Origin of the sequence: Microbacterium sp. EST19A, assembly GCF_019969685.1 — a bacterium.
Classification (GTDB): domain Bacteria; phylum Actinomycetota; class Actinomycetes; order Actinomycetales; family Microbacteriaceae; genus Microbacterium.
Genome location: NZ_JAHXYZ010000001.1, coordinates 660,209 through 674,341, shown reverse-complemented (window position 1 = coordinate 674,341; position 14,133 = coordinate 660,209). Strand labels below are relative to the sequence as shown.

13 protein-coding genes are annotated in these 14,133 nt (G+C 68.5%); 8 read left to right on the top strand and 5 right to left on the bottom strand.

Translation table 11 applies throughout. The features are described from left to right. Positions 1-125 precede the first annotated feature (125 nt). Complete coding sequence (locus LC452_RS03370; RefSeq protein WP_223622610.1) at positions 126-662, bottom strand: CGNR zinc finger domain-containing protein; 537 nt, start codon at positions 660-662, stop codon at positions 126-128. A gap of 39 nt (positions 663-701) precedes the next feature. Between LC452_RS03370 and LC452_RS03365 the strand changes: the two genes are divergently transcribed. The 8 genes from LC452_RS03365 (at position 702) to LC452_RS03330 (ending at position 9,283) form a co-directional block, all read left to right on the top strand. Further along, positions 702-1,712, top strand: a complete 1,011-nt coding sequence (locus LC452_RS03365; RefSeq protein ID WP_223622609.1) for a DMT family transporter — start codon at positions 702-704, stop codon at positions 1,710-1,712. A gap of 29 nt (positions 1,713-1,741) precedes the next feature. Next, positions 1,742-2,950 carry an MFS transporter gene (locus LC452_RS03360; protein WP_223622608.1) on the top strand — a complete coding sequence of 403 codons (1,209 nt, stop codon included), beginning with the start codon at positions 1,742-1,744 and terminating at the stop codon, positions 2,948-2,950. A 95-nt stretch (positions 2,951-3,045) separates the two neighbouring features. Beyond that, positions 3,046-3,705 (top strand): GntR family transcriptional regulator, encoded by a 660-nt coding sequence (locus LC452_RS03355; RefSeq protein ID WP_223622607.1) that lies wholly within the window; start codon positions 3,046-3,048, stop codon positions 3,703-3,705. Further along, positions 3,702-5,228 carry an MmgE/PrpD family protein gene (locus tag LC452_RS03350; protein WP_223622606.1) on the top strand — a complete coding sequence of 509 codons (1,527 nt, stop codon included), beginning with the start codon at positions 3,702-3,704 and terminating at the stop codon, positions 5,226-5,228. Before LC452_RS03355 ends, LC452_RS03350 begins: the two co-directional genes overlap by 4 nt. Then, positions 5,228-6,142 (top strand): methylisocitrate lyase, encoded by a 915-nt coding sequence (gene prpB / locus LC452_RS03345; protein ID WP_223622605.1) that lies wholly within the window; start codon positions 5,228-5,230, stop codon positions 6,140-6,142. Before LC452_RS03350 ends, prpB begins: the two co-directional genes overlap by 1 nt. A gap of 2 nt (positions 6,143-6,144) precedes the next feature. Beyond that, positions 6,145-7,335, top strand: coding sequence for a bifunctional 2-methylcitrate synthase/citrate synthase (locus LC452_RS03340; protein ID WP_223622604.1), 1,191 nt, complete (start codon positions 6,145-6,147; stop codon positions 7,333-7,335). Positions 7,336-7,388: 53 nt separating this feature from the next. Next, positions 7,389-7,670, top strand: a complete 282-nt coding sequence (locus LC452_RS03335) for a hypothetical protein (protein ID WP_223622603.1) — start codon at positions 7,389-7,391, stop codon at positions 7,668-7,670. 137 nt (positions 7,671-7,807) lie between these two features. After that, the gene (locus tag LC452_RS03330) at positions 7,808-9,283 is read left to right on the top strand and encodes an MFS transporter (protein ID WP_223622602.1); all 1,476 of its coding nucleotides are present in this window, start codon (positions 7,808-7,810) and stop codon (positions 9,281-9,283) included. A gap of 64 nt (positions 9,284-9,347) precedes the next feature. Here the strand turns inward: LC452_RS03330 and LC452_RS03325 are convergent, their stop codons facing one another. Genes LC452_RS03325 through LC452_RS03310 form a run of 4 tightly spaced genes read right to left on the bottom strand, consistent with a single transcriptional unit; the run spans position 9,348 to position 14,126 of the window. Continuing rightward, positions 9,348-10,883 (bottom strand): alpha-N-arabinofuranosidase, encoded by a 1,536-nt coding sequence (locus tag LC452_RS03325; protein ID WP_223622601.1) that lies wholly within the window; start codon positions 10,881-10,883, stop codon positions 9,348-9,350. 38 nt (positions 10,884-10,921) lie between these two features. Beyond that, a complete protein-coding gene (locus LC452_RS03320) occupies positions 10,922-11,845 on the bottom strand; it encodes a carbohydrate ABC transporter permease (RefSeq protein WP_223622600.1) in 924 nt (307 codons plus the stop codon). After that, a complete protein-coding gene (locus LC452_RS03315) occupies positions 11,845-12,792 on the bottom strand; it encodes a carbohydrate ABC transporter permease (protein WP_223622599.1) in 948 nt (315 codons plus the stop codon). The genes LC452_RS03320 and LC452_RS03315 overlap by 1 nt, the downstream gene beginning before the upstream one ends. After that, positions 12,789-14,126 (bottom strand): extracellular solute-binding protein, encoded by a 1,338-nt coding sequence (locus tag LC452_RS03310; RefSeq protein WP_223622598.1) that lies wholly within the window; start codon positions 14,124-14,126, stop codon positions 12,789-12,791. Before LC452_RS03310 ends, LC452_RS03315 begins: the two co-directional genes overlap by 4 nt. Positions 14,127-14,133: the final 7 nt, after the last annotated feature.

The window sequence follows — 14,133 nt, the reverse complement described above, 5'->3', positions numbered from 1 at the left end:
GACAGGTTCGCGTCCAGCGCCTGCTGCGCAGATGTGCGGTGAGGGGTGCGCGCGTGCAGGGCGGTCGACGACCGGAGCGGGCGGACGGGGCGGATGCTGACGCGACAGGCGTCAGGCGTCAGGCGTCAGGCGTCAGCGCGGCGGGCACGGTAGGCGGCGACGGCGTTGCGGTTCGCGCAGGTGGCCGAGCAGTAGCGCTTCGAGCGGTTGCGGGAGAGGTCGAGGGCCAGCGCCTCGCACGTGTCGTCGTCGCAGACAGTGATGCGCGAGCCTTCGTCGGCGCGGACGACGTCGATCAGGGCCATCGCCGTCTCGATCAGCACGCGTTCGGCGAGCGGGTTGTCGTCGGCGACCGCGTGCAGGTGCCAGTCCGTGTCGTCGTGCCGGACGAGGTGCGGGGTGAGCGTGCTCTCGTCGAGCGCGTCATTGACTCGGGCGACCATGTCGTCACGAGAGGCGAGCAGCATCGCGCGCAGACGCGGTCGCAGCGCCTGGAGGGAGGCCAGCTCCGCCTCGTCGCGGTCGATGCGCCCCGTGTACGGGAACTCCGCGAGGAAGGTCTCGTAGTCGGCGAGATCGGCCAGCGTCTCCGGATCCTCGGCCGAGTTCACGAGCCAGACGGCCGAACGGAGGGTCTCTTCCGTGTCATCGGTGAAGATCATGTTGACATCTTACATCGGATACGCGTAGCGTCACATGTCATGAGCACAGTGGCGAATGACGTGACCTCGGCAGTGAAGCCCGGCGTCGGCCTCGGCCTGCCGCTCGCGATCGGCGCCGCCTTCGCCTTCGGCATGTCGGGGGGATGGGCGCGGGGGCTCATCGACGCGGGTTGGACGCCCGGCGCCGCCGTGACCGCGCGCATCTGCGTCGCCGCCCTGGTGCTGCTGATCCCGACTCTCATCTCGCTGCGCGGGAAGTGGGGTCTGCTCCGCCGCAACCTCGGCATGATCGCCGCGTACGGCCTCCTCGCCGTGACCGCGACCCAGCTCTTCTACTTCCAGGCCGTCGCGGTGATGGATGTCGGCATCGCCCTGCTCATCGAATACACGGCGCCCGTCGCGGTGATCCTCTGGCTCTGGATCCGTCGCGGTGAACGGCCGAGCCGGCGCAGCATCCTCGGAGCGATCATCGCCTTCGTCGGACTCGTGCTGATGCTCGACGTCGTCACGGGCGCCGAGGTGAACGTCGCCGGTGTGCTCTGGGCGCTCGGGGCCATGGTCGGCGCTGCCACGTACTTCGTCCTCTCGGCCAGAGCCGACACCGGGCTCCCTCCGCTCGCCCTCGCGGGCAGCGGCCTGCTGCTCGGCGCGATCGGCCTGATCATCGCCGGCGCGGTCGGCGTGCTGCCGATCGCCTGGACGACGGATGACATCGCCTACCGCTTCGGCAGCGTGCCCTGGTTCGTGCCGGTCCTGGCGATGGGCGTGCTCGCGACGGCGCTCGCCTACCTGCTCGGCATCGCCTCGACGCGGATGCTGGGCTCGAGACTCGCCTCCTTCGTCGCACTCGCCGAGGTCGTGGCGGCGCTGCTGTTCGGCTGGCTGCTGCTCGGCCAGCTGCCGGATCTGCTGCAGGCCCTCGGCGGCGCACTGGTGCTCGCCGGCGTGATCGTGGTGAAGCTCGGCGAGCCGGTGCCGGAGGGCAAGGCAGAATTCGTCGAACCTGTGCCGGAGGAATCCGCCCGGCGGGGAAGCCCTCACTCCCTCTAGATTTGAAGCCTCATCCTCGGGAGGCGCACGTGCGGGTACGGCAGCAGCTGGCGTCTCACGCCGCGGGGTTCTGGATCGTCGCCGCGGCCTTCCTCGTCGTCATGGCGTACTCCACGGTCCCGACGCCCCTCTACCCGCTGTATGAGGCGCGCGACGGATTCCCGGTCTGGATGATCACGGTCATCTTCGCCGCCTACGCCGTCGGAGTCGTCGTCAGCCTCTTCTTTCTCGGGCACATCAGCGACTGGGCGGGTCGGCGCCGGATGCTGCTGATCGCGATCCTCATATCCGTGATCTCCGCGGCGCTCTTCCTGCTGTGGTCGTCGCCCGCCGGACTCATCATCGCCCGACTCGTGAACGGCGTCAGCATCGGTGTGCTCACCGCGACGGCGACCGCGTACCTGAGCGAATCGCGTGCGAGGTCCCGCCCGGGAGAGAGCGCCGTCGTCGCCGCATCCGTCGCGGGCGCGGCGAACCTCGGCGGCCTCGCTCTCGGCCCGCTGATCGGAGGGATCTTCGCGGAGTTCGCTCCCGATCCGCTGGTCCTCCCGCACGTCGTGTTCCTCATCGCGCTCGTACTCGCCGGGATCGCGGTGGCCACGGTCCCGGAGACCGTCGACGCACCGGAGACACCCGTGCCTTATCGGCCGCAACGGCTCTCCGCGCCGTCCGGGTCTCGCCCGGCGTTCGTCGCCGCCGGGTTCGGAGCCTTCGCGTCGTTCGCGCTCCTCGGCCTGTTCACGTCGCTCGCGCCGTCGATCCTCGTCGGCACGTTCGAGCAGCGCGACCATCTGCTGGCGGGCGCGGTGACCTTCGCGGTCTTCGGAGCGGCGGCAGCCGGCCAGCTGCTGCTGGCGCGGATCGCTCTGCGGATCCAGCTCCTGATCGCCACGATCAGCTGCGGAGTGGGACTGGCGGCGGTGGCGATCGGAGCGCTCACTCCGCAGTTCGCCGTGTTCCTGCTGGGCGGAATCGTCGCGGGGTTGGGCGTCGGCGTCCTCTTCAAGTCGTCGATCGCCACGGCCGCGTCCCTGGCGTCGCCCGGCCGCCGCGGCGAGACGCTCGCCTTCATCTTCCTCATCGCCTACTGCGGACTCGCCCTGCCCGTGCTCGCCGCGGGTGCGGCCCTCGTCTTCTTCCCCGAGAGCATTGTGGTGGTCGTCTTCGTCTCGCTCGTGCTGGTCGCCACCGTCACGGCGGGAACGGTGATGACGAGGAGAGCGGCAGCCGCGGGATGACCCGGAGGATCGCGCGGGATTCCTGAATGTATACGCGGGAACGGTCGGGCCTCTCCAAACAGCCCATGCGATGAGTTTATGTATACACTGAGGGGATGAGCCTCTCCGTCGAGCGCACGTCCGCGAGTGATCGCGCATATACGGCCCTGCTCGACGGCATCCAATCCGGTGCTCTCGCCGCCGGCGTCGTGCTCGGCGAGGTCGAGCAGGCCGAGCGTCTCGGAGTGAGCCGCACCCCCATGCGCGAAGCTCTGCGTCGCCTGATCGCCGACGGCCTCGTCGTGCAGCAGTCGCCGCGCGTCACCGTCGTGGCGGACCTGGACGCTGACGACATCCGCTCGCTGTTCGAGATCCGCCGTGCGCTCGAGGAGACCTCCGCCCGACTGGCTGCCGCCCGCGGGGATGCCGCGCTGTTCGCCGCGCTCGCCGACGAGTTCGCCCACGTCGATCTCACCGCCGCCGAGGGGCGCGACGCCTACTACGCACTCATCGCCCGGTTCGACGCCGCGCTCGATGCCGCCGTCGCCAACGACTACATCGCCTCGGCTCTCCGCACCGTGCGCACCCACCTCGTGCGGGTGCGGCGGATGGCCCGCGACAAACCCGCGCGGCTCGCGGCATCCGCTTCGGAGCACCGCACCATCGCGCAGGCGCTCGCCGCGCGCGACGGCGACCTCGCCGCCCACGCCACGCACGTGCACCTGCACAACGCGCTCACCGGCATCCTCGAGACCCTGAACGAAGGACAGAAATGACCGTCACCCACCACGTCCGCGTCCACCGCAGCGACGAGAACCTCGAACGCTCCGACCAGCTCGCCTGGAAGATCGCCGAGGTCGCCGCCGACCCGGTCGAGGTCGAGCAGGACGTCGTCGACATGATCATCAACCGCATCATCGACAACGCGTCGGTCGCCGCGGCATCCCTCACCCGCGCGCCGATCAACGCGGCGCGCGCGCAGGCGTTCAGCCACCCCGTCTCGACCGGTGGCGCCGGCGCGAACCTCTTCGGTGCCGCGCTCGACCGCCGCACGAGCCCCGAGTGGGCGGCGTGGGCGAACGGTGTCGCCGTGCGCGAGCTCGACTACCACGACACCTTCCTCGCCGCCGAGTATTCGCACCCGGGCGACAACATCCCGCCGATCCTCGCCGTCGCACAGCACACCGGCAAGGACGGCCGGGCGCTCGTGCGCGGCATCGCCACCGGCTACGAGATCCAGATGGACCTCGTGCGAGCGATCTGCCTGCACAAGCACAAGATCGACCACGTCGCCCACCTCGGCCCCTCGGCCGCGGCCGGCATCGGCACGCTCCTCGGCCTCGACGTCGAGACGATCTACCAGGCCGTCGGGCAGGGCCTGCACACCACGACCGCCACCCGTCAGAGCCGCAAGGGCGAGATCTCGACCTGGAAGGCGCACGCCCCGGCCTTCGCCGGCAAGATGGCGGTCGAAGCGGTCGACCGGGCGATGCGCGGACAGACGAGCCCCGCCCCGATCTACGAAGGCGAAGACGGCGTGATCGCCTGGATGCTCGACGGCAAGGACGCCGCCTACGAGGTGCCGCTGCCCGCGGCCGGCGAGCCGAAGCGCGCGATCCTCGACTCGTACACGAAGGAGCACTCGGCCGAGTACCAGGCACAGGCGTGGATCGACCTCGCTCGCAAGCTCGGCACCGAGAACCCGGCGCTGCGCGACCCGGCGAACATCGCCTCGATCGTGCTGCACACCAGCCACCACACGCACTACGTGATCGGCTCGGGCGCGAACGACCCGCAGAAGTACGACCCGACGGCGTCCCGCGAGACGCTCGACCACTCGATCCCGTACATCTTCGCGGTCGCGCTGCAGGATGGCGGCTGGCACCACGTCGACTCCTACGCCCCGTCTCGCGCGGCACGCCCCGACACCGTCGAGCTGTGGCACAAGATCACCACGGCCGAGGATGCCGAGTGGACCCGCCGCTACCACTCCGAAGACCCCGACGTGAAGGCGTTCGGCGGTCGCGTCGAGTTCCAGCTGACCGACGGCACGACCGTGGTCGACGAGATCGCGGTCGCCGACGCGCACCCGCTCGGCGCCCGTCCGTTCGCCCGCGACAACTACATCGCGAAGTTCCGCCTGCTCGCCGAGCCCGTGCTCGAGCCCGCCGAGATCGAGCGCTTCCTCGAGCTCGTGCAGCGCCTGCCCGAGCTGACGGCAGCGGAGGTCGGCGAACTGTCGATCGTCGCCAGGGCGGGGCTGCTCGAGGGTGCGGACGCACCGAAGGGGCTGTTCTGATGCTGTACTCCACCACCACGCCGGCCGAGAAGCGGCGCCTCTTCCGCGAGCGGCTCGAGAGCGGCGAGCTGCTGCGCTTCCCGGGGGCGTTCAACCCGCTGAGCGCCCGACTCATCGAGCAGAAGGGTTTCGACGGGGTCTACATCTCCGGCGCCGTGCTCGCCGCCGACCTCGGCCTGCCCGACATCGGCCTCACCACGCTCACCGAGGTCGCCGGTCGCGCGAAGCAGATCGCCCGCATGACGGAGCTTCCTGCGCTCGTCGACGCCGACACTGGCTTCGGCGAGCCGATGAACGTGGCCCGCACGATCCAGGAGCTCGAGGATGCCGGACTCGCCGGCACCCACATCGAAGACCAGATCAACCCGAAGCGCTGCGGTCACCTCGACGGCAAGAGCGTCGTCGACGAGAACACCGCGATCAAGCGCATCCGCGCCGCCGCCGACGCCCGCCGCGACCCGAACTTCCTCATCATGGCGCGCACCGACATCCGTGCGATCGAGGGACTGGATGCCGCGATCGACCGCGCCAAGGCGCTGGTGGATGCCGGAGCGGATGCCGTCTTCCCCGAGGCGATGCGCACCCTCGCCGAGTTCGAGGCGATGGCGGAGGCGCTGGACGTGCCGATCCTCGCCAACATGACCGAGTTCGGCAAGAGCGAGCTGTTCTCCACGGATCAGCTGCGCGACGCCGGGGTCAACCTCGTCATCTGGCCGGTGTCGCTCCTGCGCATCTCGATGGGGGCATCCGGCCGTGCACTGGATACTCTGAACGACGAGGGGCATCTGACCTCGAAGCTCGGCGAGATGCAGCACCGGGCCGATCTCTACGACCTCATCGACTACGAGTCCTACAACCACTTCGACTCGGGCGTCTTCAACTTCACGATCGAGCGGGAATCCACGAAGGAGTGACCATGACCGAGCCGGACATCAAGAAGGGCCTCGCGGGCGTCGTCGTCGACACGACGGCCGTCTCGAAGGTCAACCCCGAGACGAACAGCCTGCTCTACCGCGGCTACCCCGTGCAGGAGCTGGCCGCGACGCAGCCTTTCGAGGCCGTCGCCTACCTGCTGTGGAACGGCGAGCTCCCCACTGCGGAGGAGCTCGCCGCCTTCCGCCTCACCGAACGCACGCACCGCGCGCTCTCGCCTGTCGTCAAGGATGCGATCGACCGGCTGCCGCTCGACTCGCACCCGATGGACGAGGTGCGCACGGCCGTGAGCGTGATCGGCGCGATCGAGACCGCGGGCATCGCCAACGTGCTCGATGCGGTGGGCACGCCCGAGGAGAACCTCGAGCGCAGCCTCAGGCTGTTCGCGGCCCTCCCGGCGATCGTGTCGTACGGCCAGCGTCGACGTCGCGGCCTGGAACCGGTCGAGCCGCGTGACGACCTCGACTACGCGGCGAACTTCCTCTGGCTCACCTTCGGCGAGGAGCCCGATCCCGTGGTCGTCGATGCGTTCAACCGCTCGATGATCCTCTACGCGGAGCACTCCTTCAACGCCTCGACGTTCACGGCCCGTGTGATCACCTCGACGCTCAGCGACCTGTACTCGGCGGTCGTCGGAGCCATCGGGGCGCTCAAGGGACCCCTACACGGCGGCGCGAACGAGGCCGTCATGCACATCTTCGACGAGATCGGCACGGCCGACCAGGTCGAGAGCTGGCTCGACGCGGCCCTCGCCGAGAAGCGCAAGATCATGGGCTTCGGGCACCGGGTCTACAAGCGCGGCGACTCGCGGGTGCCGACCATGAAGGCCGCGCTCGACTCTCTCGTAGAGCACTACGACAAGCCGGCGGTCGGCGAGCTGTACGACAAGCTCGAGAGCGAGTTCGTCGGCCGGAAGGGCATCTATCCGAACCTCGACTACCCGTCGGGGCCTGCGTACAACCTCATCGGGTTCGACACGCTCACGTTCACACCGCTCTTCGTCGCGTCGCGCATCACCGGGTGGACCGCGCACATCATCGAGCAGCAGTCCTCGAACGCGCTGATCCGCCCGCTTTCGGCCTATGACGGTCCGGACGAGCGGCACATCGACGAGTACGAGCCCGACACGGCGGCGATCGACGTGCTCGAGCGGCCGGAGGAAGCCGCCGGCTGAACCGCCGGCGCGTCAGCATCCCTTCGCCGTTCGAAGATGGTGAGGCTCGGACCATGAGTGATCCCACAAGTGATCCCACGCCGTCGCTGGTTCGGCAGCGACGGGCGCTTCGGCGCAGCACGATCGTGTGGTCGGTCGTCCTCGTGCTCCAGGTCATCGGCGCGGTGGGCTTCTGGGGGGCGCTCATCTTCGACGGGAACGAGACGTCCAGATGGGTCGCTGCACTCGGGTTCTCGATCGCAGCGGTCGCGAGCGCTGTGCTGGTCGTCATCGCCCGCCGCACGACGCGACGTCTCGACGAGCGGTACGGGCGCGACGGCGGCCGGCAACGCTGAGCGGACCTCATCGCGTCCGCCGCGCGACGGTCTCCTAGCGCGGCATCCGCCTCTCGGTCAACCCTGTGCATCGGGTCGGCCGGGAGGAGTAAGACGGATGCCGGGGCCACGGCGAGCCCCCTCGAGAGGGAGGCTCCATGTCCGCGTCCGACGTTCCCGTCAAGGAAGTCCGGTCACTCGTCCCCGCACGACTGGACCGGTTGCCCTGGTCGCGATTCCACTGGATGATCGTCGTCGGCCTGGGGTTCTCCTGGATCCTCGACGGCCTCGAGGTGCAGATCGTCGCCGCGAACGGCTATGCGGCCACCCTCGGCATGGGTCCGGCCGAGGTCGGTCTGGCCGGCACCTGCTACCTGCTCGGGCAGGTGTTCGGCGCCCTCGTCTTCGGGCGGCTCACCGATCGGCTCGGACGCAAGAACCTGTTCCTCGTCTCGCTGGCCGTGTACCTGATCGGCTCCGCGGTCGCGGGTCTCGCCTTCGCGCCCTGGTTCTTCTACATCTGGCGGTTCGTCGCGGGTGCCGGCATCGGCGGCGAGTACGCGGCGATCAATTCGGCGATCGACGAGATCATCCCGGCGAAGTACCGCGGTCGCGTCGACATCGCGATCAACGGGACGTACTGGGGCGGCGCGGCGCTCGGCGCCGTGGCGAACGTGTTCTTCCTCAACACCGACATCCTCCCCGCCGACATCGGCTGGCGGCTCAGCTTCTTCCTCGGCCCCGTGCTCGGCGTGCTCATCATCTGGCTGCGCCGCCACATCCCGGAGAGCCCGCGCTGGCAGATGACCCACGGCCGTGAGGAGGCCGCCGAGCGCAACGTCGACGAGATCGAGGAGCGCATCCGCAAGGAGGGCAAGACGATCCCTCCGGTGGACGAGTCGAAGGCCATCACGGTGAAGGAGTACGGCCGCGTCCCGTTCCTCGTGATCGTGAAGGTGCTGTTCAAGAAGTACCCTCGGCGCACCCTGGTCGGCATCACCATGATGGTGACGCAGTCGTTCCTCTACAACGCGATCTTCTTCACGTACGCGCTGGTGCTGGAGAACTTCTACGACACCCCGCCCGCATCCGCGTCGCAGTACTTCATCGTGTTCGCCGTCGGGAACCTCACCGGTGCGCTGGTGCTCGGCCACTTCTTCGACACGTGGGGTCGGCGGCGGATGCTGTTCGGGACGTACATGCTCGCGGGACTCATCCTGCTCGTGAGCGCGTTCCTGTTCAACGCGGGAACGCTGAACGCGGCCACGCACACGGCGTTCTGGTGCGCATCGTTCTTCTTCGCCTCGGCGGGTGCCTCGGCGGCGTACCTGACGGTCAGCGAGATCTTCCCGCTCGAACTGCGCAGCCAGGTGATCTCGTACGTCTTCTCGATCGGTCAGCTCGTGGGCGCCATCGCGCCGGTGCTGTACGGCTCTCTCATCGGAGAGAGCGCGGAGACGGGCGACCGGGGTCCGCTGTTCTGGGGCTATGTGCTGGGAGCGGCGATCATGATGTTCGGCGGCATCATCTGCGGCATCTTCGGCGTGAGCGCCGCGGGCAAGTCGCTCGAGGACATCGCCGATCCGCTCTCGCTGGTGGAACCGGCTGAGAAGGGCGTCTCGCCGGGAACCTGAGCCGCCTCGGTCGCGAAAAGGCCCCGATACTTCCCAGTATCGGGGCCTTTCTGCAACGGGAACTCTAGGCGCGAGTGGCCTCCAGCTCGATGACCGACCACGACAGCGGCGGCAGCGTCGCGCGCACCGTGCCGTCGACGACCTCGGCGGCACCGAGCGGCATCATGTGCACGGCGTCAGGGGCGGTCTCGAGGTTCGAGGTGTGACGGTCGCCGCCCTCGGGGATCGTGAGGGTCTCGGCGTTCACGACCCGCAGGCCGCCGAGCCCGTGCAGGTCGATCGTGAGGTCGCTCTCCTCATCGAGGGAGCGGTTGGCCACGAACACCACGACCCGCCCGGTGGCTTCGTCCCACGTGGCCGCGGCGTCCACCGCGTCGACGCCGCCGTAGCGCTTCGTCTCGATCTGGGGCGCCGACACCGCGAGGCGCAGGATGCGCCCCCGGGCGAGGCGGGCCATCCGCTCGAACGGCCAGAAGCTCGTCTGCCGCCAGGCGGCCCCGCCCTCCTCGGAGCGGATCGGCGCGATCACGTTGACGAGCTGCGCCTGGTTGGCGATCTTCACGCGGTCGCCGTGGCGCAGGAGGCTGTTGAGGAGAGTGCCGACGACGACGGCATCCGTCACGTTGTACTCGTCTTCGATCAGGCGCGGATGCTGCTTCCAGCCGGCCTTCGCGATCTCGCCCTGCTCGACGTCGTTGAACTTCGTCTGATCCCACACGTTCCACTCGTCGAACGAGATGTCGACCTGCTTCGTGTGCTTGCCCGCGGCCTTCACCGCGTCGATCGTCGCGATGACGCCCTCGATGAAGGCGTCCATGTCGACCGATTCGGCGAGGAACGACGCGGCGTCGCCGTCATGCTCCTGGTAGTACGCGTGCATCGAGATGAAGTCGACCTCGCCATAGGCATGCGTCAGCACCGTGTTCTCCCACGTGCCGAACGTCGGCATCGACCGGCCCGATGAGCCGACCGCCACGAGTTCGATCGTCGGATCGACGAGCTTCATCGCCTTCGCCGACTCCTGCGCCAGACGCCCGTACTCGGTGGCGGTCTTGCCGCCGATCTGCCACGGCCCGTCGAGCTCGTTGCCGAGGCACCACAGCTTGATGTCGAAGGGCTGCTCAGCCCCGTTCTTGCGACGCAGATCCGACCAGTATGTGCCGCCGGGGTGGTTCGCGTACTCGACGAGCGCGCGGGCCTCCTCTACGCCGCGCGTGCCGAGGTTGATGGCTTCCATGACCTCGACGTCGGCATCCTTCGCCCAGTCCATGAACTCATGCAGGCCGAACGCGTTGGTCTCGATCGTGTGCCAGGCGCCGTCGATGCGCACGGGGCGATCCTCGACGGGACCGACCCCGTCCTCCCAGCGGTATCCCGAGACGAAGTTGCCGCCGGGGTAGCGGACCACCGTCGGTCCCATCTCCTTCACCAGGGCCAGCACGTCCTGCCGGAATCCTCGGGCGTCGGCCTGGGGGTGGCCGGGCTCGTAGATGCCGGTGTAGACGCAGCGCCCCATGTGCTCGACGAACGACCCGAAGAGCCTCCGGGGGACGTCGGCGATCGTGAAGTCGCGGTCGATGGTGATGCGGGCCTGAGACATTGCTCTCCTTGTATCTGGCTCTGTGGCCGGGTGGGGGATCACTGACCGCCGAAGCCGCTGGTCGCGACTCCCTTGACGATCTGCTTCTGGAAGATGAGGAACACGACGATCAGCGGGAGCGCCGCGAGCACGGCCTGCGCCATGACCTGCGCGTACTGCACGCCGTAGGCGCTGATCACGGTCTGCAGTCCGACCGGCAGCGTCATCAGGGTGGTGTCGTTGATGACGAGGAACGGCCAGAGGAAGTTGTTCCACGCGGCGATGAAGACGAAGATGCCGACCGACGCCATGATCGGACGCGACAGCGGCAGCACGATCGACCAGAAGATGCGCAGGCGGCTCGCGCCGTCGACGCGCGCGGCGTCTTCCAGCTCGATCGGGATCGCGTCGAAGAACCGCTTCAGGATGAACACCATCGCCGGTGCGACGACCTGCGGCAGGATCAGGCCCCAGTACGTGTCGATCATGTTGAACGCGAGCATCTCGTAGAACAGCGGGATGATCAGCACCTGCGGCGGCACGACGATCGAGGCGATGATGACGACGAACAGCCACTTGCGTCCGCTGAAGTCCAGACGCGAGAAGGCATAGGCGGCCAGCGCCGAGATCGTCAGCGTGATCAGGGTGATGGCGATCGAGGTCCACAGGCTGTTGAACGCCCAGGTGTAGACGTTGCCCTGCGACAGGATCGCGGTGAACGCGTCGGCCGTGGGGCCGCTCGCGCCGATCCATCCCGGATCGCCGGACGCGGCATCCGTCTCGGTCTTGAAGGCGGTCGCGACCGCCCACAGGAACGGCAGCAGCCAGCCGATCGCGAGCAGCAGCAGCACGACGAACGCGACGATGCGGAGCGGACCGAACGGCTTCTGGCCGGGAAGGTGGGCACGGCGCGGCTTGCCGCCATCGACGGTGGTGATCGCCTCGGTGCGGGTGGCGGTGGGTGTGACAGTGGCGGTGGACATCAGAACTGCTCCTTCCGGCGGCGCGTGATGAGTGCCTGCACGACGCCGAGGATGACGATGAGAGCGAAGAACACGTAGGAGATGGCGGCCGAGTAGCCGAACCGGTAGCTGACGAAGCCGGCTTCGTAGATGTACTGCACGATCGAGCGGGTGGTGTCGCTCGCGACTCCGCCGAGCATCTGGTACGCCTGATCGAACAGTTTCAACGAGGCGAGGATCTGCAGGATCAGGATCAGCACGGTCGCCGGTCCCAGCTGGGGGAGCGTGATCGACCAGAACTGCCGCCACGCGCCGGCGCCGTCGAGGGAGGCCGCCTCATACTGCTGCGGCGGGATGTTCTGCATCGCGGCCAGGTACAACAGGAAGTTGAAGCCGACGGTCCACCACACGGTCGCGATCACGATCGAGATCATGTTCGTGTCGGGGTTCTGCAGCCAGGCGAGCGGCTCGAGCCCGAAGAACTCGAGGATGTTGTTGGCCGCGCCGACCTGCGGGTTGAAGATCCAGACCCAGATCTGCGAGATCACGGTCGAGGCGAGCAGGAACGGCATGAAGAAGGACAGGCGCCACAGCCACTGACCGGGGATGCCGCGGTCGACGAGTGCCGCCATGACGAGGGCGATCACGACGAGCGGAACGGTGGAGAGCAGCGTGAACCACACCGTGTTGCCCATCGACTGCCACATCTTCGGGTCGCCGAGCGCCTCGGCGTAGTTGGCGAAGCCGACGAACGCGCCGCCCGCGCCGGTGAGGGACTGGTCGGTGAAGCTGAGGATGATGCCGTGCACGATGGGCCAGGCGAGGAACAGCAGGAACGCGACGAGGAACGGCGCGAGGAACGCCCAGCTGATGAGCTGCTCGCGGTTGCGGGAGCCGGCGCGGCGGCCGCGGGGTGCGGTCTTCGATCCGGTGACGATCGTGCGGGTGGAATCGGTGGCGGTGGTCATGATCCGAACGTCCCTTCGGGATCGGCGGGGTTCGGCTGTCGGAGGAGGGTGTTCACGCGTGCTTCGAAGCGGTCGATCGCGGCGGCGGGGTCGTCGCCTGAGAGCAGCACGTTCTGCACGGCGGCGCCGAACTCGCCCTGGAAGTTCGAGCCGGAGCCGGTGAACCAGGCCGTCGGGTCGTAGACGACGTGCTGCGCGGCCTCGGCGTAGTTCGCCTGCGGGAGGAGGTCGGCGTACTCGGGAGACTCCGTGACGGGCAGGAAGGCGGGGATGTGGCCCGCCTCGGCCCAGCCGAAGGAGTTCTTCAGCATGTCGGCGACGAAGTCGTAGGTCAGCTCCCGGCGTGCCGGGTCGGCGTTCGTCTGGTGGGGAAGCACGAACGAGTGCGAGTCGGCGTAGACGGCCGGCGTCCCGAACAGGGTCGGGATCATCGTCGCATCGAACGGCAGCTCGGCAGCCTGCATGGTGCGCAGCTCCCAGACGCCGGTGAACAGCATCCCGCTCTTGCCGGTGGCGAACTCGGCGATCGCGCTGCCGTAGTCGGCCTGCGCGAGCGCGATCTCTCCGTCGAGGAGCGTGCGCATCAGCGAGAGCGACTCGATGGCGACGTCCTTGTCGATCACGGCGGGCCCGCCGGCCGGCAGCTCGATGGCACCGCCGTGCTGCGAGTAGAACGTGTAGAAAAGACGCCACATCTGGGCGCCGTCGCCGAGATAGCCGTAGGAGAGTGCGTGGCCCTCGGCCTTGCCGCCGACCGTGCGCAGCTGGTCGAGGAACTCCTCGGGGGACGAGGTCTCCTGCAGCTTGCCGTCGCTGTCGAGCACCCCCGCCGCATCGCAGATGTCGGTGTTGAACATCATCACGAACGGGTGGGCGTCGAGCGCGACGCTGTACATGCCCTCGCCGACGAAGCCCTTCTCCCAGATCGGCTTCGGGAAGGCGGATTCGTCGATTCCGCGGGAGGCGAGCTTGTCGAGGTCCCACCGGTCGAGCAGGCCGCCGGGGGCCCAGCCGACCGTGCGGGTCGCGTGCATGATCGCGACGTCGGGTGCGCGACCGCCGGCGCCGGCCATGGCGAGCTTCGTGTAGTACGGCGTGCCCCAGGCGAGCACGGTGGGACGGATGCGGAACGCGCTCTGCGCGCCGTTCACCTCGTCGAGCAGCTGCGACATCGTGACTCCGTCGCCTCCGCTCAGCAGGTGCCAGAACTGCAGGGTCTGGGTTCCGGAAGCGGAGACCGCGCCGGGTGCGCAGCCGGCGAGCAGGGCCGTGCCTGCTGCCACGGAGGCTGCGGCCAGGAACTGCCTGCGGGACAGATCGAGTGGGGGCGTCATCGTCACT